The organism is Prosthecobacter vanneervenii (genome assembly GCF_014203095.1).
GTDB classification, from domain to species: Bacteria; Verrucomicrobiota; Verrucomicrobiia; order Verrucomicrobiales; family Verrucomicrobiaceae; genus Prosthecobacter; species Prosthecobacter vanneervenii.
On sequence record NZ_JACHIG010000010.1, the window covers coordinates 72,859 to 94,564 of the forward strand.

A 21,706-nucleotide genomic window follows, 5' to 3' on the forward strand; every position below is an offset into this window, starting at 1 on the left:
TCAGGCGGAAGATTGGCGATGGTGGCAGCGTTCGCAGAGGTTCATGAAATTTGTCAGCACCCTGCTCTTTCTCGGTTTCGCAGCATCTTCGATGGCTGCTGACCAATCGCGCCCGAACATCCTCTTTCTCTTTGCCGATGATCAGCGATGGGACACGCAGAGCTGTGCGGGGCACCCCATTGTGCAGACGCCCACGGTGGATTCTCTGGCGGCACAGGGCGTGCGCTTTAGCAATGCGCATGTGACCACGGCGGTGTGCTGGGTAAGCCGTGCGGTGGTGCTGACGGGACAGTGGGCCCGCACCCATGCGCAGCGTGATGCCATCCCCACGGTGAAGCCGGAGGCGCTGGCCACGATGTACCCCGTGCTGCTGCGCAACGCAGGCTACCGCACCGGGCACTTTGGCAAGTGGCACATGATCTCCCCGCAGGGCTTCAAGCCTGAGGCGCAGTATGACGAATACGAGGCCGTGGGGCGGAATCCGTATATCAAGACGATGCCCGACGGCAGCAAGCGGCACGAGACGGACATCGTGTGCGACAAAGGGATCGAGTTCATCAAATCGCAGCCGAAGGACAAGCCCTTCGCGCTGAACCTGTGGTTCAATGCGGCGCATGCTGAAGATAATGACCACCGGCCCGGCATCGGCCTGTACCCATGGCCGCAGTCCACCGACGGCATGTATGAGGACCGCTCCATCCCACCTGCGCGCCTGGGAGATCCGGCCATCTACGAGGCGCATCCGCAGTTTCTCAAAGACTCGATCAACCGCGAGCGCTGGTATTGGGGCTACGACACGCCGGAGAAGTATGAGATCAACGTGCGCGCGTATTACCGCATGATCAGCGGCATCGACAAGGCGATCGCGCGTGTGCTTGCCGCACTGAAGGAGGCCGGGCTGGCAGAAAATACCATCATCGTTTATTCTGGAGACAACGGCTACTACCTGGGAGACCGTGGCTTTCAGGGCAAGTGGTCGCACTATGAGGAGTCCCTTCGCGTGCCGATGATCGTCTATGACCCGCGTGTGCCCAAAGAGAAGCGCGGCCGTGTGCTGGATGAGCTGGTGCTGAATGTGGACCTGCCCGCCACCTTTCTCGACTGGGCGGGTGTGAAACGGCCTGACGCGTATGAAGGCCGCAGCCTCTCCACGCTCATCGATGGCAAGGGGAGCGACAAGCCCTGGCGGGATCACTTCTTCTGCGAGCACCTGGACCTGGCGCCCACGCTGACGTGGGAGGGCATCCGTGGGCAGCGCTATGTGTATGCACGCTACTTTGACCAGCAGCCTGCCTATGAGTTTCTGCACGATCTGGAGTCTGACCGCGATCAGCTGAAAAATTTCGCGAACGATCCCGCGCATGCGGCGGCGCTGAAGGAGATGCGTGCGCTGTGCGACGCCGAGATGAACGCGCGCGGCGGCGCGCTGCTGCCGATGGACAAGCGTGGGGCGAAGAAGTTCACACCAGCCAAGAAAGGCGCTGGCAAAAAAGCCAAGGCGGCACCCGCCAACTGATCAACAACGCCATGAAGCTTCTGCCCCTCCTGCTGCTCTCGCTTTGCTTTTTGAGTTCTTCGTTCGCTGCTCCTGCAAAGCGGCCGAATTTTCTTTTCATCGTGGTGGATGACCAGTCGCCCTTTGACTTCAAGTTTTACAATCCGAAGTCGGTGCTGCAGAGTCCGAACATAGACAGACTGGCGGCGGAGGGCATGGTGTTTGATTCCGCGCGGCACATGGGCGCGTTTGTGGGGGCGGTGTGCACGCCCTCGCGGCACATGATCATGAGCGGGCGCACGGTGTGGCATCTGCCCATCGGCCCCCTGGCGAAGGAGCACTGCCCGCCGAACCTGGAGCTGAACACGCTGGCGGCTGTGTTCAATCGCGCCGGTTATGACACCATGCGCACCTGCAAGCAGGGCAACTCGTATGAAGGCGCCAACAAGCAATTCACCGTGCGGCATGATGCCACCAAGCGCGGCGGCACCGACGAAAGCGGCAGCACCTGGCATGGGGACCGAGTGATGGACTACCTGAACGAGCGCGAGGCGAAGAAGGACACGGACCCTTTCCTCATCAACTTCGGCTTCTCGCATCCGCATGACACGCGTGATGGACGGCCTGAGCTGCTGGCGAAGTATGGTGCGACGAATCACGAAGATCCGAATACGCTGCCTGCGCTGAATGCCAAGCAACCACCCCTGCCCGTGAATTACCTGAAAGCGCACCCGTTTAACAACGGCGATGCCAACGTGCGCGATGAAGTGGATGTCAGCGGCGTATGGCGCAATCGTGATGAAGCCACCATCCGAAATGAGATCGGCCGCGAGTTCGCGTGCAGCGAGAACATCGACATTCAGATCGGCCGCGTGCTGGAAAAGCTGAAGGCCATGGGCGAGCTGGACAACACGTATATCATTTACACGGCGGACCACGGCATCGCCATCGGGCGGCATGGACTGCAGGGAAAGCAGAACCTTTATGAGCATACGTGGCGCGTGCCCTTCATCGTCAAAGGTCCGGGCATCAAGCCCGGCAGCCGCGTGCCGGGAAACATTTATCTTTTGGACATTGTGGCGACGCTCTGCGATCTGGCCGGAATTCCTGCACCGGAGAGCAATGAGGGACTCAGCTTCAAGCCGGTGCTGGAAGGGAAGACGAGCTCCATGCGCGATGTGATGTATGGTGTGTACTGTGGCGGCACCAAGCCTGGCATGCGCTGCGTGAAGCAGGGAGACTGGAAGCTGATCAAATACGATGTCATGAACGGCGCGGTGCATGAGACACAGCTTTTTAATCTGGCCGCGAATCCGGATGAGCTGCTCAAGGAGCACGGGAACGCCGATCCTATGAAGACGAATCTGGCGGGAGATCCCAAGCATGCTGCCAAGCTGGCGGAGATGGAGGCACTGCTGCTGGCAGAGATGCGGCGGCTGAATGATCCGTACCGCTTTTGGAATCAGCCAGATGATGGGCTGCCACCGGTGCCTGAGCCTGCGCCGAAGGGTAAGAAGAAAAAAGGAAAACAGTGAGTCATGAACAAAGATTGGCCATTCACAGACGCGACCAACACGGCAGCTTTCGTCTCACGATATGTTTTGGAAGGCGAACCGATCTGTCGTGTGTATCACGATTGGGATGATGGCGCATGGCAGTTTCATCCAGATCGGGATCCTGAACAACCCGACATAAGGATTGTTTGCCTCGAACATGTGTATGAGCTCGATCCCAGCATCGGAGAACTGCACGATCTACCCTATGGCTGGAAAGCCGAGCGCTGCAATCCGCATGCTCCGTGGACAAGATCACGGCATCACCCCTATCCTGTGTTCGAAGAGAATGGCTTTTATTTGGATGACGCGACTGCGTATTCAAAGTTCTGCAATATTCCGGATGCTAAGGATCGTGAAAGTCTTCAAGCAGGACAATCAGTAAAATTAATATTCCGTTTCGCAGACGAATGGTCAGAACGTCGAGGCAACGACTCCGAAAACATGTGGGTGGAGTTAATTGAGGTTAATAATGACTATGGCGACTATCGCGGTCGCCTCCTAAACCAACCTCTCCTTCACAGCGCCATCAATAAAGGTGACGAACTTTGGTTTCATCCCACCCACGTGTTCGCCATAGCTGACTGATCCAACCGCAAGATTCTTTTGTGCAATCTCCTCCAACCCATGAAAATCCTCGCGCTCATCCTTTCATCGTTGCTCGTTTTCGCTTCAGCATTTGCGGCCGAAGCGAAGCCCAATTTCCTCATCATCTATGCTGATGATCTCGGCTACGGCGATGTGTCCACCTACCATGCCTCGGACTGCCATACGCCGAACATCGACAAGCTGGCGGCGGAGGGCATGCTGTTTCCGAACATGAGGGCGAACTGCACGGTGTGCTCGCCTTCACGGGCGGCGCTGCTCACGGGGCGGTATCCGGACCGCGTGGGTGTGCCGGGTGTGATCCGCACAAATCCGGAAGACTCGTGGGGCTACCTCGCGCCCGGCATTCCGACCATTGGCAATGAGCTGAAGAAGGCTGGCTACCACACGGCGGTGATCGGGAAATGGCATCTGGGGCTGGAGTCTCCGAACACGCCGAATGAGCGCGGCTTTGATCTCTTCCACGGCTTCCTCGGCGACATGATGGACAGCTACACCACGCATCTGCGCCAGGGGCACAACTACATGCGCCGGAATGCGGAGGAGATTGATCCGAAGGGCCATGCCACGGACATTTTCGCGGACTGGGCCAAAGATTACTTCCGCGAGCGTGCGAAGGAGAAGAAGCCCTTCTTTCTCTACCTGGCTTTCAATGCGCCACACTTCCCCATCGAGCCGCCGGAGGAATGGGTGGCGAAGGTGAAGGCGCGTGCGCCGCAGCTGGATGAGCATCGCGCACTCAATGTCGCGCTGGTGGAGCATCTGGACAACCGCGTCGGTCAGGTGCTGGCGGTGCTGAAAGAGCTGGGGCTGGAGCAAAACACTGTAGTGGCTTTCAGCTCTGACAACGGAGGATCACTGCCGCATTCGCAGAACAACGATCCCTGGCGCGATGGCAAGACGAGCCACTACGACGGCGGCCTGCGCGTGCCCTTCATCGTGCGCTGGCCAGGGCATATCAAGGCGGGATCACGCAGCGACTATACCGGCCTGAATTTTGATCTGTTCCCCACGTTCCTGGAACTCGCGGGCCTGAAGCCTTCGCCCAAGCTCGATGCGGTGAGCCTTGTGCCCATCCTCAATAGCGGCAAGCTCGACGCAGCGCAGCGTGATCTCTATTTCGTTCGCCGCGAGGGCGGCCCTGCCTATGGCGGCAGGAGCTATGAGGCGATCATTCGGGGAGAGTGGAAGCTGATGCAGAACACGCCGTACTCCCCGCTGGAGCTGTACAATCTGAAGAACGATCCGCAGGAGAAGACAAACCTGATGGGCAAGGCGCCGAAGGTTTTCAAGGAACTCTCCACCGCGCTGCGCATGCATGTGCAGATTGGGGGTGCGACGCCGTGGCAGAAGCCGGAGGCGGAGTAGTGTGTTGTGTGCGTTGCCCAATTGCACAGGCACTGGGCCGCTATACAGCACATTCGAAAACGGATTTCCGAAAAGAGAACGCGGAGACGTTCGGCGGAGGCTGGAGGACCAGCCTCCCTACCAGCGCTGGGCATGCGCGAGCCGTGTGCGGGCAGGGTTTGTTGTCCTTAGCAGGCCGCCATCGGAGCCCAGCGCTTTCTCACCATAGACGGCCCTCTCAACGAAAATGTGTTTTGTGATTTGCTGTAAACTCACACAGAAGATCACGCCGTCTCGCTTCGTTCCCGAGGCTCCATGAAGTTTTTTCTCGGTCTCCTGTCGTCGTTCGGTGTCTTGGTTTCGTCATTTTCGGCGCAGGTCAGGCCGAATTTGATTCTCATCATGGCGGATGATTTCGGCTACGAGTGCGTGACGGCCAATGGCGGGGAATCGTACCAGACGCCGAATCTGGACAAGCTGGCCGCGAGTGGTGTGCGCTTTGAAAACTGCCATGTGCAACCGCTGTGCACGCCCACGCGGGTGCAACTCATGACGGGGCGCTACAATGTGCGGAATTACATCAACTTCGGCACGCTGCTGCGGACGGAGACGACTTTTGGCAGCCTCATCAAAAGCGCAGGGTACGCCACCGGCATCTGCGGCAAGTGGCAGCTAGGGCATGAGGTGGACTCGCCGCAGCACTTTGGCTTTGAGGAGTCCTGCCTGTGGCAGCAGACGCGACGCCCGCCGCGCTATGCGAATCCGGGCCTCGAGTACAACGGCGTGGAGAAGGACTTCACCCACGGCGAGTACGGCCCCACGCTGGTGAACGACTTTGCGCTGAGCTTCATCGCCAAGAACAAGGAGAAGCCTTTCTTTCTCTATTACCCGATGATGCTGACGCACAGCCCCTATCAGCCGACGCCTGACAGCCCGGACTGGGACCCCACGATCAGCAGCGAGAACAAGCAGCAGGCTCCGAAGCACTTTGCCGACATGGTGGCGTACATGGACAAGATGGTGGGCCGCTTGGTGGCCAAGCTGGACGAACTCGGCATCCGCGAGAACACGCTGCTGATCTTTCTGGGAGACAACGGCACGGGTGCGGGCACTCCGAGCCGCTTCAAGGGCACGGACTACAAAGGCGGCAAGGGCAGCACCACCGAAAATGGGACGCATGTGCCGCTGATTGTCAGCTGGCCTGCGGTGATGAAGCAAGGGCGTGTGAGCGCGGATCTCATCAGCAGCACGGATTTCCTGCCGACGATCTGCGCCGCCGCTGGTGCCCAAGTGCCCGAGAATGTGGATGGCGTGAGCTTCCTGCCGCAGCTGAAAGGTGAAGCAGGCGCGCCGCGCGAGTGGCTGTACTCCTGGTATTCCCCGCGACAGAGCCAGGACATGACGGTGAAGGAGTATGCCTTTGATCAGCGCTACAAGCTCTACCGCAGCGGGAAGTTTTATGATCTGAGCGCCGATGCCGCGGAAAAGCAGGATCTCTCCACCACGACGCTCAGCGGAGAAGCTGCAGCAGCGAAAGCGAAGCTGCAGGCGGCTCTGGAACGCTATACTGACGCGCGGCCGGCAAAGCTCGATGAAGAGTTCATGGCTTCCGGCAAAGGGAAGGAAAAGGCAGCGAAGAAGGGGAAGAAGAAAAAGAAGGAAGAGTGACTGAATCAGGCCGCGTCGTCAGGTCGTCGAAGTTCAAATCTTAGTTACCTTCAGACTTCTTCTCGGGACGAGTGGCGGGTTGTCTGGAGCCGACTTGTTCAGCTTCTTTTTTTGATGCCCTGAGGATATCCTCCAGTTCCTCCCTTCGCGACTTGTCCTTGATGGGGAAATGATCCCCATTCCAGGTCCAGGTGCTAATCTCCTTCATGGTATTTTCACCCGAATAATCTCCGACGCGGTCACCTTTCTGAATGCGTCCGCGCTTCAATTCCCTATACTCTGCTGAAACCGGAACCCCATCGGCATAATGAATCGACCACTCGGCGATCACCGCTGAGTGAAAGGCGCTCGCATGAATGCCCAAAATCTTGCCGCGATCCGAGATTACTTCAATGATTGCGCCATCACATGCAGGACGCCATTCGAGATTCGAAATAACGGGCTCTGCCTGAGCGATCGAAATGGCAGCAGCGACGATTACTAATGAGTGTTTCATTGGGATCAGTTCTTTACCGAACATCTAATTTATCGACAGAAACATTGTTTGATGAACTTCTTTGTCGCCGAAAGACTGGCTGTGCTACGACGGACTTTGGAGTTCATGCAGTCAATTTAGCCGCCCCTTTGTTTGCAATGCAATATTCTTGTTGGCTCACGCGCCCATGGGAAGAGCATTGGGAAAAACTCCTGCGCCATCCGAACCGGCTCGATGGACAGATGCATGTCTGCCTCCACTCTCGATGATATGAGACACTTTTGGCAGATTTTTCTTCCGACTCCCTGCGTTTTTGAATCCACGCTCAAACGCCATGTTTCGATTCTCCGCCATCATCTTCCTTCTCTGTTCCACCCTTCACGGCGCAGAGACGCGCCCGAACATCCTCTTTCTCTTTGCCGACGATTTTACTTACGAGGCCGTGCGGGCTTTTGGGCATACGGACATCGACACGCCGAATCTGGACCGGCTCACCGCACGCGGCACCACTTTCACGCGGGCGTACAACATGGGATCGTGGAGCGGTGCGGTTTGTGTGGCGAGCCGCACGATGCTGAACACCGGGCGCAGTGTGTGGAGCGCGGATGCGGTGTACAACACCACGGACAAGGAGCGCCAGAGCGGTGTGCTGTGGCCGCAGCTGATGAGCAAGGCGGGCTACAAGACCTACATCACGGGCAAGTGGCACCTGAAGACCAACGCGGCCAAGTGCTTTGACGTGGCCGCCGATGTGCGCGAGGGCATGCCCAAGACGGTGCCCACGTCGTACAACCGTCCCATCGAAAACCAGACTGATGCCTGGAGCCCGTATGACAAAGCCCTCGGCGGCTACTGGGAGGGTGGGAAGCACTGGAGCGAGGTGGTGCGGGACCATACGGCAGAGTTTCTTGCGGATGCGAAGCAGCAGCAGAAGCCTTTCTTTATCTACGCCGCCTTCAATGCGCCGCATGATCCGCGGCAGGCCCCGAAGGAATATCAGGACATGTATCCGCTGAGCCGCATGCAGATGCCGCAGAATTTCATTCCCGAGTACCCCTACAAGGATGCGATGGGATGCCCGCATAGTTTGCGCGATGAAAACCTGGCGCCGATGCCACGAACGGAGCTGGCCGTGAAGACGCACCGCAGCGAGTACTATGCGCTGATCACGCACCTCGATTTGCAGATCGGGAAGATTCTGGATGCGCTGGAGCAAAGCGGGCTGGCGGAGAACACGTGGATCTTTTTCACCGCTGATCACGGGCTGGCCGTGGGGCACCATGGGCTGATCGGCAAACAGAACATGTATGACCACAGCGTGCGCGTGCCCTTCATCGTGGCCGGGCCCGGTGTGGACAAGGGTGCAAAGAATGACAACGCCATCTACCTGCAGGACGTGATGGCCACCGCGCTGGATCTGGCCGGTGCCGAGAGGCCGCAGCATGTCTTTTTCAACAGCCTGCTGCCGCTGCTGAAGGGCACGCAGAAGCAGTCCAGCTACGAGTCGGTGTATGGTGCGTATCTGGATCTGCAACGCGCCGTCACCCACGACGGGTGGAAGCTGATCGCGTATCCGAAGGCCAAGGTGCTGCGTCTTTACCATCTCGCTGAAGACCCGCTGGAGATGAACGACCTGGCAGGCAAGCCCGAGCATGCGGCGAAGAAAAAGGAGATGTATGAGCGGGTGGTGAAGCTCTCCGACGAGCTGGGAGACAAGGTGGATCTGCGGAAAGAATTTGGAGAGTAAACAAGAGCCTTTGTGATGTGCTGAAGCGACATTTTCCCTCCTGACTGCGTTTATCCTTTCCCATCTACCTCATGCATTCTCTCCGCTCCCTGCCGCTGTCCTTGTTTCTCCTGATAAGTCTGAGCGCTGCCGCATATGCGCAGCAGCAGCCTGCGCCAGAGAAGGAGGCTGGAAAGGCGGCGGCTTCTCCGAATGAGCTCTTCCGCCAGGGGGTGGATCTCTTCTTTGCGGCGAAGCCGAAGGAATCTGTGGCGGCGTTTGACCAACTGATCGCGCTGGTGCCGGAGGCCAAGCCGCAGCTCTGGCAGCGTGGTCTGGCGCAGTATTATGCGGGGGATTTCAAAGGCGGGCGCGAGCAGTTTGAGGTGCACCAGACGGTGAACGGGAACGATGTGGAAAATGCGGCGTGGCATTTCCTGTGCATCGCCCGCAGTGAAGGCGTGGAGGCTGCGAGAAAGGTCTTCATCCCCATCGAGGGAGACAGCCGCATCCCCATGAAGGAGGTGCACGAGCTCTTTGCGGGCAAGGGCAGCGAGGAGGCGGTGCTGAAGGCCGCCGAGGCTGGCGAAGGCGAAAACCTGCGCAACCACCGCTGCTACGCCCATCTGTATCTCGGCCTCTACTACGAGGCCATCGGCGAAAACGACAAGGCGAAGGAGCACATGCTCAAGGCCGCGAAGGATTATGCCATGGACCACTACATGGGCCGCGTGGCGCAGGTGCATGTGAAGATCCGTGGGTGGGAGTGAGGGCGCGGGAATAGAATAATACACATACGATTGTGTGCCCGGGGCGCTCTGCGGCCCGCTGGGACTTGCGCGGGGGCCGAACACCGCCTAGCTCAAGGCACCCCGCAACGCGCCATGGCCAACCTCGACTACCTCAGCATCCTCTCTGTGGCCGTGCCCGTCTATTTGACGATGGGCGCCGGGGCGCTGGCGCGGCGCACGGGACTGCTAAAGCCAGAGGCGGATGTGAGCCTGATGAAGCTCTCGGTGATGATGCTGACGCCGGCGCTCATCATCGAGCGCGTGGTGGGAAATCCCGCCGTGATGCGCCTGACGCCGGTGCTGCTGGCCGCCGGGCTGGGCTATGCGCTGGTGGCGCTGGGCATTGCTTTCACCTACCTCGTGGCACCGCTGATCGGGCTGAAGAAGGGAGAGGGCCGCCGTACCTTTAGCGTGGCCTGCGGGCTGCAGAATTACGGCTTTGTGGCCATCCCCATCGTCAAGGCGCTGTTTCCGGACCAAGGCACGATCGGCGTACTTTTCACCTTCACGCTCGGTGTGGAACTGGCCTGCTGGACGGTCGGTGTCGGGCTCCTTACTGGCCTGGGCAAGGCGCCGTGGCGGTTGGCGCTGAACGCGCCGGTGATCACCATCCTGACCTCGCTGATGCTGAACTTCACGGGGCTGCATGCGCATGTGCCACTGGTGGCACATAACACCTTCGAGATGCTGGGCGCCTGCGCGGTGCCGCTGGCCGTGCTGCTCATCGGCGCGTCCATCGCGGACCTGTGGGGCCAGGGAGCCATGCAGTGGAAGGTGGCTATCGTGAGCCCTATCCTGCGCCTGGGCGTCATCCCCATCGCCTTTCTGCTGGCGGCACGGTACATGCCGGTGAGCGTGGAGCTAAAGCGTGTGATTGTCGTGCAGGGGGCCATGCCCTCGGCGGTGTTTAACATCATGATCGCGCGTCTTTACGGAGGTCATGCGCCTACCGCCGTGCAGGTCGTGATGGCCACCACCATCGTCAGCTGTGTCACCACACCGCTCGTGATCGCGTGGGGGCTGCGGTTTGTCGGAGCGTGAATCATTCCATGACTCTCCCCTGGTATCTTCTCTTTCCTCTCGTGGCGGCCATCGGCTACGCCATCGCCTCTCTGCTGCTGAAAAAAGCGCTGGTGGAGGGCGCGCACCCGATGGCGTGCTTTCACATCAACAACTGGACGAGCACGCTGGCGTTTTGCCCGCTCGTCTTCCTGGAGACGCAGCCTGTCACCTGGAATTTGTGGTATGTGCCCGTCGTCCTGGGGGCGCTGTTTTTCATCGGCGGATGGTTCACCTTCATCGCCATGCAGCGCGGGGATGTCTCACTGGTGACTCCAGTGCTGGGGTCCAAGGTGGTGTTCGTCGCGCTCGGGGCCAGCCTCTTCATCGCGGGCAGCATGAAGCCGCTGATGTGGGTGGCCGCCATCATCACCACGGGGGGCATCTTCCTCATGAGCGCCACCGATTTCAAAACCCCGAAGGGCGCGCGACTCGCGGGGCCGGTGGTGATGGCGCTGATCAGCGCGGCGCTCTTTGCCTTTGCCGATGTGTTTCTGCAAAAATGGGCGCCCGCCTTTGGCCCGAAAACCTTTCTGGCAATCCTCTCCGCCACGACCGGCGTGCTCTCGCTGCTGTCCATGACACTGCTGCCCAAACGCCCGCCGATTCCCTGGAACCGCGCCACGCAGTGGTCGCTCGGCGGCAGCACGCTCATCGCCGCGCAGTCGATGACCCTGGGTCTCTCGCTGGCGTATTTCAATGACGCCGTGGGTGTGAACGTGGTGTATGCCACGCGCGGCATGTGGAGCCTGGCGGTGGTGGCAGTGCTGGGGCCTCTGCTGGGAAATCGCGAACGGCATGAGTCTGGCAAAGCCTACGGCATCCGTGTCGTGGCAGCACTTCTGATGATGACCGGGGTGATCTGTGCGGTGATCTCGCGGATGCACAAGTAGCCATGCTGCTGCGCCACTGGTGAGGGCTTGCCAAACAGCAACGCTTTGAAAATCCGTGTGATGTGAATGCTGCGGAGCGCATACCAGTTCCACAGGAACTGGGCTACTTTTATCCCGTGCCAGGCGTAGTCTCGGGAAATGATTTGATCACTTTCGCCGCCTGAGGCGTCTAACCTGCCGTCGTTCACCCTCAAATCCCCGAATCTCATGCAAACGTCACTGCGCCTCCTGCTGGTCGTGTGGCTGGCAGTCTGGACGGGTGCTCCGCTGCTCGCGGCCACCACGTCCACCACCAAGAAAAAACAAAGCGCCGCCGGGCACAGCACCGCCGCGAAGAAGTCTGACACGGACAGCGATTCTGCTCCCGCGAAGTCCACAGCGGCGAAAACCGACGCCAAGGACAAAGATGCCACCAAAGCCCAGGCGGATGATGATGAAGCCGCCGCCACGCCGACGCATGCGCTGGTCTCCACGCTCAGCATCGAAGACATCCGCGGCTTTGAGCATTACCCCAAGCAGATCCAGAGCCTGGTGCAAAGCTGCCTCGCTCTCACGCATCTGGAGCTGGGCTATCTCTATGGCTCGCATGAACCGAGCAAGGGCGGCATGGACTGCTCCGGCACCATCTACCACGTGCTGCATTTCCAAGGCCTGAAGGATGTGCCGCGCCAATCTGATGAGATGTGCAACTGGGTGGACAAAAAATCCCAGCTCCACCTCACGCCCACGGCCACCAGCTTTGACAGCGAGGAGTTCGCCGCGCTCAAGCCTGGCGACCTGCTCTTCTGGACCAGCCCCACCGAGACCACGCGCAAGCTGCCCGTGACGCACGTGATGGTGTATCTGGGCAAGCTCAAGAAGACCGGCAAGCGCATCGTCTTCGGCTCCAGTGACGGCCGCAGCTACATGGGCGAGCGCCGCAGCGGCGTGAGCGTCTTTGACTTCAGCCTGCCCCAGCCCGGCAGCACCAAGCACTTCTACGCCTACGGCCCGTCTCCGGGACTGCTGCCGCCTGAGCCGAAGCCCGCCGAGCCTGAGCGGCCGGTGATCGCGGCGGTGACACAGCCACCAGCGCCTGCGCCTTTGGCCAAGCAGACACCGGTGGTGAAAGAGACTGCCGTGGCCAAAGAAACACCGTCGCCCAAAGCGGTTTCATCTGTGACTCCGAAAACGTCTGCATCGAAAGACTCGCAGGTCGCTGTGGCGAAAGAACCGGCTGAGCCCAAGGAAGAAGTCCGCAAGGCTGTGGCCGTCACCACCGACACACCAACGGAATCTGCGACCAAGAAGGCCACCGTCGTTGAGACCAAGGCCGATGCCCCTCCCAAGACCTCCACCACCTCCAAGCCCAAAGCTGCGACAACCAAGAAACGCAGCACCACGGTGGCGTCCTCAAGCACCCGCCGTCGCACACCTGCGGCTCCGCCGAAGAGTGCTTTTGAGCAGAGAGTGGACCGCGCGGTGAGTTCGGTGAGAAGGTTTTTTCAGCAGTGAGAGTTACGAATAACCTGGATGCCATAAAAGTCCGAGTTAGAGCCGTCAGCAAACCAGCCAATAGGCTGCCGAGCGGAAACATCTGGACCAACCCATGAGGAATCATGACGAACTTCGTCCCTGCCAAGCCAGCGCTGCGTCGCGGCGTCGTACGTGCCCCGAGTCGCGTACCACAACTCCGCTTCAGCAGCCTGTGCATCAGTGAGGAGGTAAAGCCGATAATAGTAGTGACGACCAAGCTCATCCATGTCGTGGAATACGAACCATGCCTTTTGGCCATCATACTCTGCCAACCCATGCAATGGACCATCCCACCAGTCGAAATGCCAGAGGAAGTGCACCCGCGTCTCGTCTAATCGAGAGAGCATATCGAGTCCGTGCGGAATAGGTTGTTGGTTTTCGTTCACGAGATGGATGGTGATGCCTAAGCTTCAAACAGTGCTAAAGTCTGAGTCAGGGGAGACAGAAGCATCATGCACCACGCTGACCACACGGCCGCGAACAGCTTGTGCTTTGACCCAGCCGTTGATCTTTCCCAGGTTATTGCCGATCAGAAACTCGTCGCCGCGAATCTCCCGCACCAGATGCAGCAGGTAGCTGCGCTGCCACTGCACGAGCACCACGTCATCGACCTTCACCTCACGCGCATCCACCGGAGACAGCGTGACCAGATCTCCGCTCTCAATCCGGCCCCGCATGGAGCCGCCTTGAGGGCGAATGTGCGCGTCCTGTCCGGCGGACAGTTGTTCGAGTGCTTCATTGACCCAGCCCATAGGTGCTTTGATGTATGAGAGAGATGGTTATGGCACCTTATGAACTTTCACATGTTCAAATTCAGCCAATCGTCCGCCAGAGCATGAGACAGGTGGCCACAGAAGCCACAACAACGGCTTCGTTTACGATCACGTACCCAGCGGCGGGCTGTTTGAAAGCCGGGTAGTCGATGAAAGCCCGCGTGAGAATTAGCCCCTGCGGAATAATGACCAGAATGAGCAAGGCCCATGTCCGATGCGGGAGAACAGCCACCCCAAGCAAAAGGAAGCATTGGATGTAAAGGATATGAATATCGATTTCTTGGAAAATGCGCTTCATGCCAAAGATCGTTTGCTGCCGTCAACAAATCCAGAACCCACCGATGACAAACCAACCGGCGATTGCGGGTATATCGAGCACAAAGGACCAGATCATCCAGGTGATGCTCACGGCCAAAGCACGCCGTCTGTTGTTCAATCGCCGGTCGTAGAAAAGCATGATGAGCAAGAGCCATTCGATCATGCGCAGCGGTATCAGTCCAAGCAGGAAAAGAGGACTACCCAGTGCAGGTGTGATCATGTGCACGTACGGATAGCCAAAGGCGATTCCAATAATCGTCCGAGTCATCCCAATCACGAACCACTGGGATGGATTCTTCTTGTAACACTTTGAGATCAGGTGGGCGGCAACGCAGTATCCCACCAGCTTGGTGACGCCGAAGGCTATTGCCCCGAGTTCTGGATGGTCCATTCCGGCTGGCATAATAGTGTAGTTGAACGGGTTTCGGTTAGACGGTGTGCCGCATTGTTCACCGACAGCTTCATGGAGAGAGGCACTTTCGTCCTGGGCTACTTACTGATCGGCTTCTCATATGGGCCAAAAGGATTTGAACTTTCGCTGTCTTTGATGCGCTTCAAGAGAGCTGCGTCCGGTTCATAAACACCTTTGTCGTGCTCGTAGGCCAGCCAACGTCCGGTCTTCTTGCTTTTGCCGACATGGATCTGTCGAGGGCTTTTGTCATCACCGGCTCCAAATGACATGTTCCATTCCACTTTCGAACCGTCTTTAGGATCTTTGGCTGTTGCAGGAGGGTTTGCTGCAGCCTTCCAGTAGGCCTCATTATAAGCAGCCCGCTCTTTCAGGCGGAAATCCTTGTTGTGCCGCTGGCACCAAAAGGTCTCCAAAATGACGCCGGACATGTCATCGGGATGAAGAAATCCGAGCTTGTTCATGTACTGCGCCAACGGCCCACCTCCCCAAAGACCCCACTCGTTCCGCATCCACATGCCAAGTCCGAAATGGTACTCGATCATTTCATCTTCAGCCTTCATGGCGTCAATCTTCGCCAGCTCATCCTTTGGAAGCAATTTTTCCAACTGCTGATGCGCTTCTACCAGAGTCTTTGGAGGTGGCATCTCCGCCTTCTTTGCCTGCACTTGAGCAGGCTGCTTTTCTGGTGCTGCCTTCTTCTCATCGGCAAACAACTGGCTGCCGGCAACCAGTAGAAAAATGAGAGTGGTGATGCGCTTCATAAGCTAAGTCGCCTTTGCATTGTGCTCCACTAACCAAGCGTGACATCTTTCAAGAATGATCTGGTGGATATTGGATCGATCAGCACCATTCCAATACCACTGAACAGGCTCCTGCTGCAAGTCATCGTAGGCCCAGCGGAGGAGATAGAAGTCGTAAAGGTCTTGCTGATAATCTTCAGCTATGCACAAATCACATAACAGTCGAAGAGGTTCCTGCATCAATGATGGTTGAACCACAATCTCTAAGACAAGGTCTTTGGCATAGGCGGAAATGGCAGCAGCCCCGACTGGAATGGATATATCCAACTCTCGTAGAGCCTTCATGGCATAATCACGAACCTCAAAGGTAGTGAACGGTGGGATAAGACCCGCGAGAATCCGCAGTGACGGCGAATCGTAGCCCTGGCACAGAGCCTCCAACGCCCACTCGACGCAATCTGACGCTTCACCTCGATGGGTTCCGCAGAACATGATGACCCTGCCGGGCAAAGAGTGCATGAACGATATTGAACTGGACTGTGCGAAAAAGTTTACAGAACGCGTGATTTGAATGCCCGTATATATCACGTTCTCACCTCAGCCACTCATCCCGATGCTCAGCCACGAAAGCATCGTCGTTCAGATGTGGGTAGGCGGCATAGACGCGGTCGATCTCTTCCATCTGGCCGGGGCTGAGGGATTCGTGTTCGTCGAGGCACCAGAGGCCTTCGAGGAGGCCCTGGCGGCGGAGGACTTCGTGGAGGCCGGCGATGCAGCCGTGGAAGGCGTTGGCAGAGTCGAAGAAGGCGGCGTTGGAGTCGGTGACTTCGATGCCGAGGCGGAGGAGGGCGGAGGTGGCTTCGGCGTTGCGGCACTGTTCCAAAAGCTGCACGGCGCGGTGGGTCCAGACGGACCAGTGGCCAAGCAGACCGCCGACGATGCGGCGCTCTTTGCTGCCCACACGATAGGGCGTGAGGAAGTCGGCGACGATGTTGTCGTCGTTGCCGGTGTAGAGGGCGATGTCATCGCGTCCGGACTCGATGACGGCGCGAACGACATCGAGGGTCTGGTAGCGATTGAAGGGGGCCATCTTGATGGCGACGATGTTTTCGATCTCGGCGAAGCGTCGCCAGAAAGAGTAGGGCAGCACACGACCGCCGACACTGGGCTGGAGGTAGAAGCCGACGACGGGCAGCACCTGCGCGACGGCGCGGCAGTGGGCGATCATTTCATCTTCCGTGGCGGTGCGCAGCGCGCCGAGGCTGAGGAGTCCGGCGTGGTAGCCGAGACCGCGCAGCAGCTCGGCCTCCGCCACGGCCTGCGGTGTGGCACCGCAGATGCCGCCGATGCGCACGAGGGGGCCGGGAGCGCGGTCCATCTCTTCCTTGGCGAGTTCGAGCACGGGTTTGAAGAGGCCGAACTTGGGATCGCGGATGGCGAACTGGGTGGTGTGCACGCCGACGGCGAGGCCGCCGACTCCGGCGGCGATATAGTAGCGGGCCAAGGCGCGCTGACGGCGCTCGTCGAGCTTTCTCCGCGTGGTGAGCGCGAGCGGATGGGCGGGGATGGCGATGCCGTGCTGGAGCGTGTGGCGAAAGTCGAAGTTGTTCATGCTGTTTTGCTTCGCATGCTGACGGCTCAACCTTTCATCTCTCCTCATGCTGCGCCATCTTCTGTTTTCGCTTTTTGCCGTCGCCACTGCTCTTCATGCTGCGGATGAGTTTCCGCTGGTGCCTGCGCAGGAGTGCCACCCGCGTGCAGGGCTGCCGAACTTCTTTGCGAAGGCGAACAAGGCGGGTGCAGAGGTGAAGATCGGCTACCTCGGCGGCTCGATCACCGCGCAGAACGGGTGGCGGCCGAAGACGCTGGCGTATTTCCAGAAGACATATCCGCAGGCGAAGTTCAGCGAGATCAATGCGGCGATCGGTGGCACGGGGTCAGACCTGGGGGTGTTCCGACTGAAGCAGGATGTGCTGGATCAGAAGCCGGACCTTCTGTTTGTGGAGTTTGCCGTAAATGACGGCGGGGCCGCGCCGGAACAGATCTTCCGCTGCATGGAAGGCATCGTGCGCCAGACGTGGAAGGCGCTGCCAGACTGCGACATCTGCTTTGTCTATACGATCACCGAGGCGCTGGTGCCTGCGATGCTGGAGGGCAAGTTCCAGCGCTCCGCGAGTGCGATGGAGAAGATCGCGGATCACTACGGCATCCCGACCATCCACATGGGCATGGAGGTGGCCAAGCTAGCCAAGGAAGGCAAGCTGGTGTGGAAGGCCAAGCTGCCGAAGACGGACGAGGAGAAGAAGGCGCTGGAAGGGAAATTTGTTTTCGCCCCGGACAGTGTGCACCCGCATGTGGAGACGGGGCATGAGCTTTATCTGGAGGCCATCGTGCGTTCCCAGCAGTCCATCATTGCGGCGTCGAAGAAGACCGGCCCGCATGCGCTTGGTGCGCCCTTCATCGCCACGAACTACGAGCAGGCCAAGCTGCTGCCGATCACCGCAGCTACGCTGTCTCCTGGCTTCAAGCTGCTGGATTCCAAGACGGATGACTTTGGCAAGCGCTGGGCCAACCGCATGACGGCGCTGCACAAAGGCAGCCAGCCCGGAGACACGATCACCTTCCAGTTTAAGGGCACCCGCTGCGCCATCTATGACATCGTAGGCCCGGACTGCGGTCAGGTGAGCGTGACGCTGGATGACAAGCCGGCGAGCTTTATGCCGCGCATCGATGCCTACTGCACCTATCACCGGCTGGCCACGCTGGTGGTGGGCACGGATCTGGAAGACAAGGTGCACACGGTGAAGATCGTGATCGACGCCAAGGAGCTGGACAAGGCTGCCATCCTGGCGAAGAACGGCAACAAGATCGACAAGCCAGAGCGGTTTGCAGGCACCTGCTTCTACCCCGGGGCAATCCTGCTGGTGGGCGAAATGCTGAAATAGCGGTGAAGCAGGGTTAAGAGGCGTTTAAAGCCTCATTCAATACCCCATAGGGAGGGCAGCGCGCAGATTATGAAAATCATAATATGCCCGGCTTCCTATGAACTCAGACCCTGCACGCGTCGAGCAGCTTCTTAATGAGGCTCTCCAGCGTGCCAACCACATCGAACGCCATATCTTCCTCACAGGAGCCTGTGGGAATGACACGGCTTTGTGGAATGAGGTCTGGGACCGGCTGCGCAATCATACGAGCTCCCTGCCGGGACGGCAGCGCCGGACACGGGGCATCCGCATATCCAAGGCTCCCAGCCCAGGCATGGTCGAGGAAAAGCCTGGCGACATGATCGGACCCTACCGGCTGCTGCAGATCATCGACGAGGATGTGTGCAGCACCCTCTGGATGGCGGAGCGGAACCAGCGGGTGGCGGAGTTTGTGGCCATCAAGATCGTCGCCGCCGCCGCGAATGACTTCCTGATCCGCTACGAGGCGCAGAAGCACTCGCTGGCGCTGCTGGACCATCCCGCAATCGCGCGCCCGCATGCCTGCGGCATGACGCCGGGGGGCAGGCCCTACCTGGTGACGGAGCTGCTGCATGGGTCGCCGATCACCCACTTTTGCGATGACCAGAAGCTCTCCCTGCTGGCGCGTGTACGCCTTTTCATCCAGGTATGCGACGCGGTGCACAATGCCCACCAGAGAGGCGTGGTACATGGCGACCTAAAGCCGTCCAATCTGCTGGTGAAGTGGGGGGACCAAGGCGAGCCAATGGTCAAGGTCGCGGATTTTGGGATCGCCAAGGCGATGGATTACTCCCTGCTTTGTCCCAACGGGCAGCTGCGCACAGCCGCCGCGTACCTCAGCCCTGAACATGTCACAAAGCACAACCTGGATGCACGGAGCGACATCTACGCCCTGGGCATGCTGCTTTACGAGCTGATCACTGGGCGCCTGCCCATTCCCACGCCAAAAGATGCCGCCGAGCATGTGGATGAGGTGAAGCGCCTGGTCTGCGAGACCCCACCCCTCAAGCCCTCGGAATGCCTGCGCGCGCTGCCCAGGGCGCAGATCGCGGGCGTGGCGCTGGGCCGGAAGGCAGACCCGGCCACTTATCCCGACCTGCTTGCGGAGCACTTTGACTGGATCGTGATGCGCACGCTGGAGAAGCGGCCTGAGAACCGCTACTCCTCACTGGAGGTGCTGGAGAATGACTTCATGGCCTATCTGAAAGACGCTGCGGCCAAGGAAGAGCAGCAGCCAACCGTCCAAGGCACGGCTTTTGGCAGCTTCATCAGCGAGCACCGCGGCCTCTTTGCCCTGGCGGCTGTTCTGGTGCTGCTGCTGACAGCCGGCACGCTGCTGGCAGGGTGGCTGCTGCTCGAGCAAAAAAAGGAAAAGGTGGCGGTGGCGACCCGGCAGCGAGGTGAATCCCACTCCATGACCTCCCGCTTTCTGCAGGAGATGTTTGGCTCTTTGACCCAGGAAAACGTGAAGGGCAAAGATACCACACTGGTGAAGCAGATGCTGGACAGTGCCGTGGATCGTCTGGACACGCTGGCGGACAATCCCGAGGCGGGGGCGAAAGTGCAGGAAACCCTCGGCCTGACCTATCTGGCGCTCTCCCAGCCGCTGGATGCCCAGAAGCAGCTGGAGGGAGCGCTGGAGAAGCGCCTGCTGGCGCTCGGCGGCAGTAACCGCGAGACCCTGCGCACCATGCGCGAGCTGGCGGAGGCCATGCAGGCAGAGGGCCGCTATGCAGATGCAGAGACACTGCTGCGCAGGACGCTGACAGCCCAGCAAAAAGCCCTGGGCCCTGATCATCCAGACACGTTTGTGACCATCACCATTCTCGCGGCCGTGTGCGATGCCCAGGACAAGCATGCGGATTCTGAAACACTGCTGCTGGGCCTGTATCAAGTGCAGAAGCGTGTGCTTGGGCCGGATCACCTGGACACCTTTGCCACGCTGGGCCAGCTGGCGCAGTCCTACACATTGCAGGGCCGCCATGCCGAGGCCCTGAAGAAGCGTGAGGAGCAGCTGGAGGGGACCCGTCGCGTCCTGGGCCCAACGGATCCTCGCACGCTGGTGACGATGAACATCACCGCACAGGCCAGCGAGAAAGGGGGCATGCCCTCCGATGCCGAGAAACTGTATTTCCAGGCACTGGACATCATGAAGCAAACGCTAGGCGCCGAGCACCCGGACACGCTGGTGCAGATGGATCAGGCTGCTCTGCTGCTGGGGCGCCGCGGCCGACACGCGGAGGCTTTAAGAATGCACCACCAAGGACTGGACGCCAAGCGGCGCGTGCTGGGGCTGAAGCATCCGCAAACCTGGTCTTCCATGCGATATCTGGCCGACGAATTTGAAGCCCAGGGACGGCAGGCGGAGTGCGAGAGTGCCCAGGCTCAAGTGCTGGAGATCATGAAGACGGCCTTTCCGCCGGAGCACCCGGAGATCCTCGCGCAGATGGACACGGTCTCCCAGGTCTATGACAACCATGGCCGACACGGGGAAGCTGTGAAACTGAGGAAAGAGGCGCTGAGCATGCGGCTGCGCAGTCTGGGCTCCACGGATGCCACGACCCTGCGCACGATGAAACAACTGGCAGCATCTCTGGATGCCGACGGCCAGCATGCACGCGCGATGGTGCTGCAGCTGGAGATGCTGGACATCATGAAAACGGCCTACGGGCCCGGAGATCCGGACACGCTGACGCAGATGCGCGCCGTGGCATCGGTGCACGACCGCCATGGCGACCATGCACAGGCGGAAAAAATGTACTCCGAACTGCTGCAGATCCAGCAGCGGGTGCTGGGTGTGAGTGATGCCGAGACTCTAGCCACCATGGCAGGCCTGGCGGCAACCCTCCAACACGCGGGCCGACTGACGGAGGCGGAGGCTCTCTATACGCAGGTGCTGGAGCTGCAGCGCAAACGCACTCCTGAAGACCCTGCCGCCGTGGCGGCCGCAGCGGCGGATCTGAGTGCACTCTGGGTACAGATGAGCCAGCATGCGAAAGCAGAGCCCCTGCTGCGCCACTGCCTGGAACTGTACCTGGAGCAAAAACCGCAGGCAGAAACGTGGATGCGCTACAACATCGAAAGCCTGCTGGGCGAAGTGTTGGTGCAGCAAAAGTCTTTTTCAGAAGCGGGAACGCTGCTGCATTCGGGCTACCATGGGCTCAGCGCCGAGACGAGCACCCTGCCGAAAGAGCAGCGGCACCATCTGCGCGCTGCGATTCTGCGGCTGGTCCAGTTCAGCGAGGTCACAGGCAACACCGCCAAGGCCGCCGAGTGGCGTCAGAAGCTCACCGAGTTTGACCAGCCACCAGCTCATGTGCCAAACACGCCCAAGCTGAGCATGAGTGCGAAGCAGCAGGGGGTGTGATTTCG

At 59.4% G+C, this 21,706-nt stretch carries 20 protein-coding genes; 12 read left to right on the forward strand and 8 right to left on the reverse strand.

Annotation, left to right across the window (positions count from 1 at the left end; genetic code table 11):
- Positions 1 to 43: 43 nt before the first annotated feature.
- The 5 genes from HNQ65_RS20265 to HNQ65_RS20285 all read left to right on the forward strand — a co-directional run bounded on the left by HNQ65_RS20265 (position 44) and on the right by HNQ65_RS20285 (position 6,669).
- On the forward strand, positions 44 to 1,516 hold the full coding sequence (locus HNQ65_RS20265; protein WP_184342409.1) for a sulfatase family protein: 1,473 nt from the start codon (positions 44 to 46) through the stop codon (positions 1,514 to 1,516).
- Between the two features lie 11 nt (positions 1,517 to 1,527).
- Complete coding sequence (locus tag HNQ65_RS20270) at positions 1,528 to 3,030, forward strand: sulfatase-like hydrolase/transferase (RefSeq protein WP_184342411.1); 1,503 nt, start codon at positions 1,528 to 1,530, stop codon at positions 3,028 to 3,030.
- 3 nt (positions 3,031 to 3,033) lie between these two features.
- A complete protein-coding gene (locus HNQ65_RS20275) occupies positions 3,034 to 3,636 on the forward strand; it encodes a hypothetical protein (protein WP_184342413.1) in 603 nt (200 codons plus the stop codon).
- Between the two features lie 39 nt (positions 3,637 to 3,675).
- On the forward strand, positions 3,676 to 5,022 hold the full coding sequence (locus HNQ65_RS20280) for a sulfatase family protein (RefSeq protein ID WP_184342415.1): 1,347 nt from the start codon (positions 3,676 to 3,678) through the stop codon (positions 5,020 to 5,022).
- Positions 5,023 to 5,316: 294 nt separating this feature from the next.
- Positions 5,317 to 6,669: a sulfatase-like hydrolase/transferase gene (locus HNQ65_RS20285; RefSeq protein WP_184342417.1), complete on the forward strand. Its 1,353-nt coding sequence runs from the start codon at positions 5,317 to 5,319 to the stop codon at positions 6,667 to 6,669.
- 40 nt (positions 6,670 to 6,709) lie between these two features.
- Here HNQ65_RS20285 and HNQ65_RS20290 read toward each other — a convergent pair whose 3' ends face one another.
- Positions 6,710 to 7,189 carry a hypothetical protein gene (locus tag HNQ65_RS20290; RefSeq protein WP_221306231.1) on the reverse strand — a complete coding sequence of 160 codons (480 nt, stop codon included), beginning with the start codon at positions 7,187 to 7,189 and terminating at the stop codon, positions 6,710 to 6,712.
- A 289-nt stretch (positions 7,190 to 7,478) separates the two neighbouring features.
- On the opposite strand from HNQ65_RS20290, the gene HNQ65_RS20295 reads away from it, so the two are divergent.
- The 5 genes from HNQ65_RS20295 to HNQ65_RS20315 all read left to right on the forward strand — a co-directional run bounded on the left by HNQ65_RS20295 (position 7,479) and on the right by HNQ65_RS20315 (position 13,107).
- Entirely contained in the window at positions 7,479 to 8,891 is a 1,413-nt protein-coding gene (locus tag HNQ65_RS20295; RefSeq protein ID WP_184342421.1) for a sulfatase-like hydrolase/transferase, read from the forward strand.
- A gap of 71 nt (positions 8,892 to 8,962) precedes the next feature.
- On the forward strand, positions 8,963 to 9,640 hold the full coding sequence (locus tag HNQ65_RS20300; protein WP_184342423.1) for a tetratricopeptide repeat protein: 678 nt from the start codon (positions 8,963 to 8,965) through the stop codon (positions 9,638 to 9,640).
- A gap of 114 nt (positions 9,641 to 9,754) precedes the next feature.
- Positions 9,755 to 10,702, forward strand: a complete 948-nt coding sequence (locus HNQ65_RS20305; protein WP_184342425.1) for an AEC family transporter — start codon at positions 9,755 to 9,757, stop codon at positions 10,700 to 10,702.
- An 8-nt stretch (positions 10,703 to 10,710) separates the two neighbouring features.
- Positions 10,711 to 11,613, forward strand: coding sequence for an EamA family transporter (locus HNQ65_RS20310; protein WP_184342427.1), 903 nt, complete (start codon positions 10,711 to 10,713; stop codon positions 11,611 to 11,613).
- 207 nt (positions 11,614 to 11,820) lie between these two features.
- Positions 11,821 to 13,107: an NlpC/P60 family protein gene (locus HNQ65_RS20315; protein WP_184342430.1), complete on the forward strand. Its 1,287-nt coding sequence runs from the start codon at positions 11,821 to 11,823 to the stop codon at positions 13,105 to 13,107.
- Here HNQ65_RS20315 and HNQ65_RS20320 read toward each other — a convergent pair.
- From HNQ65_RS20320 to HNQ65_RS20350, 7 genes are all read right to left on the reverse strand, one after another.
- Positions 13,098 to 13,514: a hypothetical protein gene (locus HNQ65_RS20320; protein WP_184342432.1), complete on the reverse strand. Its 417-nt coding sequence runs from the start codon at positions 13,512 to 13,514 to the stop codon at positions 13,098 to 13,100. The two genes, HNQ65_RS20315 and HNQ65_RS20320, sit on opposite strands and share 10 nt — an antisense overlap.
- Before the next feature lie 24 nt (positions 13,515 to 13,538).
- Positions 13,539 to 13,880 (reverse strand): S24/S26 family peptidase, encoded by a 342-nt coding sequence (locus HNQ65_RS20325; protein ID WP_184342434.1) that lies wholly within the window; start codon positions 13,878 to 13,880, stop codon positions 13,539 to 13,541.
- Between the two features lie 61 nt (positions 13,881 to 13,941).
- On the reverse strand, positions 13,942 to 14,199 hold the full coding sequence (locus HNQ65_RS20330; RefSeq protein ID WP_184342436.1) for a hypothetical protein: 258 nt from the start codon (positions 14,197 to 14,199) through the stop codon (positions 13,942 to 13,944).
- A 21-nt stretch (positions 14,200 to 14,220) separates the two neighbouring features.
- Complete coding sequence (locus tag HNQ65_RS20335) at positions 14,221 to 14,622, reverse strand: hypothetical protein (RefSeq protein ID WP_184342438.1); 402 nt, start codon at positions 14,620 to 14,622, stop codon at positions 14,221 to 14,223.
- 86 nt (positions 14,623 to 14,708) lie between these two features.
- A complete protein-coding gene (locus HNQ65_RS20340; protein ID WP_184342440.1) occupies positions 14,709 to 15,392 on the reverse strand; it encodes a DUF6794 domain-containing protein in 684 nt (227 codons plus the stop codon).
- 3 nt (positions 15,393 to 15,395) lie between these two features.
- Positions 15,396 to 15,890, reverse strand: a complete 495-nt coding sequence (locus tag HNQ65_RS20345; RefSeq protein ID WP_184342442.1) for a hypothetical protein — start codon at positions 15,888 to 15,890, stop codon at positions 15,396 to 15,398.
- A 73-nt stretch (positions 15,891 to 15,963) separates the two neighbouring features.
- Complete coding sequence (locus HNQ65_RS20350; protein WP_184342444.1) at positions 15,964 to 16,983, reverse strand: dihydrodipicolinate synthase family protein; 1,020 nt, start codon at positions 16,981 to 16,983, stop codon at positions 15,964 to 15,966.
- Between the two features lie 46 nt (positions 16,984 to 17,029).
- Here HNQ65_RS20350 and HNQ65_RS20355 point away from each other — a divergent pair, with 46 nt between their 5' ends.
- Both HNQ65_RS20355 and HNQ65_RS20360 read left to right on the forward strand, forming a co-directional pair.
- Positions 17,030 to 18,316: an SGNH/GDSL hydrolase family protein gene (locus tag HNQ65_RS20355; RefSeq protein ID WP_184342446.1), complete on the forward strand. Its 1,287-nt coding sequence runs from the start codon at positions 17,030 to 17,032 to the stop codon at positions 18,314 to 18,316.
- Between the two features lie 97 nt (positions 18,317 to 18,413).
- Positions 18,414 to 21,701 (forward strand): serine/threonine-protein kinase, encoded by a 3,288-nt coding sequence (locus tag HNQ65_RS20360; protein WP_184342448.1) that lies wholly within the window; start codon positions 18,414 to 18,416, stop codon positions 21,699 to 21,701.
- Positions 21,702 to 21,706 lie beyond the last annotated feature (5 nt).

Coding starts and splice junctions, on each gene's coding strand:
- HNQ65_RS20265 (WP_184342409.1), top strand. CDS start 44: ATGAAATTTGTCAGCACCCTGCTCTTTCTCGGTTTCGCAGCATCTTCG.
- HNQ65_RS20270 (WP_184342411.1), top strand. CDS start 1,528: ATGAAGCTTCTGCCCCTCCTGCTGCTCTCGCTTTGCTTTTTGAGTTCT.
- HNQ65_RS20275 (WP_184342413.1), top strand. CDS start 3,034: ATGAACAAAGATTGGCCATTCACAGACGCGACCAACACGGCAGCTTTC.
- HNQ65_RS20280 (WP_184342415.1), top strand. CDS start 3,676: ATGAAAATCCTCGCGCTCATCCTTTCATCGTTGCTCGTTTTCGCTTCA.
- HNQ65_RS20285 (WP_184342417.1), top strand. CDS start 5,317: ATGAAGTTTTTTCTCGGTCTCCTGTCGTCGTTCGGTGTCTTGGTTTCG.
- HNQ65_RS20290 (WP_221306231.1), bottom strand. CDS start 7,189: ATGTTCGGTAAAGAACTGATCCCAATGAAACACTCATTAGTAATCGTC.
- HNQ65_RS20295 (WP_184342421.1), top strand. CDS start 7,479: ATGTTTCGATTCTCCGCCATCATCTTCCTTCTCTGTTCCACCCTTCAC.
- HNQ65_RS20300 (WP_184342423.1), top strand. CDS start 8,963: ATGCATTCTCTCCGCTCCCTGCCGCTGTCCTTGTTTCTCCTGATAAGT.
- HNQ65_RS20305 (WP_184342425.1), top strand. CDS start 9,755: ATGGCCAACCTCGACTACCTCAGCATCCTCTCTGTGGCCGTGCCCGTC.
- HNQ65_RS20310 (WP_184342427.1), top strand. CDS start 10,711: ATGACTCTCCCCTGGTATCTTCTCTTTCCTCTCGTGGCGGCCATCGGC.
- HNQ65_RS20315 (WP_184342430.1), top strand. CDS start 11,821: ATGCAAACGTCACTGCGCCTCCTGCTGGTCGTGTGGCTGGCAGTCTGG.
- HNQ65_RS20325 (WP_184342434.1), bottom strand. CDS start 13,880: ATGGGCTGGGTCAATGAAGCACTCGAACAACTGTCCGCCGGACAGGAC.
- HNQ65_RS20330 (WP_184342436.1), bottom strand. CDS start 14,199: ATGAAGCGCATTTTCCAAGAAATCGATATTCATATCCTTTACATCCAA.
- HNQ65_RS20335 (WP_184342438.1), bottom strand. CDS start 14,622: ATGCCAGCCGGAATGGACCATCCAGAACTCGGGGCAATAGCCTTCGGC.
- HNQ65_RS20340 (WP_184342440.1), bottom strand. CDS start 15,392: ATGAAGCGCATCACCACTCTCATTTTTCTACTGGTTGCCGGCAGCCAG.
- HNQ65_RS20345 (WP_184342442.1), bottom strand. CDS start 15,890: ATGCACTCTTTGCCCGGCAGGGTCATCATGTTCTGCGGAACCCATCGA.
- HNQ65_RS20350 (WP_184342444.1), bottom strand. CDS start 16,983: ATGAACAACTTCGACTTTCGCCACACGCTCCAGCACGGCATCGCCATC.
- HNQ65_RS20355 (WP_184342446.1), top strand. CDS start 17,030: ATGCTGCGCCATCTTCTGTTTTCGCTTTTTGCCGTCGCCACTGCTCTT.
- HNQ65_RS20360 (WP_184342448.1), top strand. CDS start 18,414: ATGAACTCAGACCCTGCACGCGTCGAGCAGCTTCTTAATGAGGCTCTC.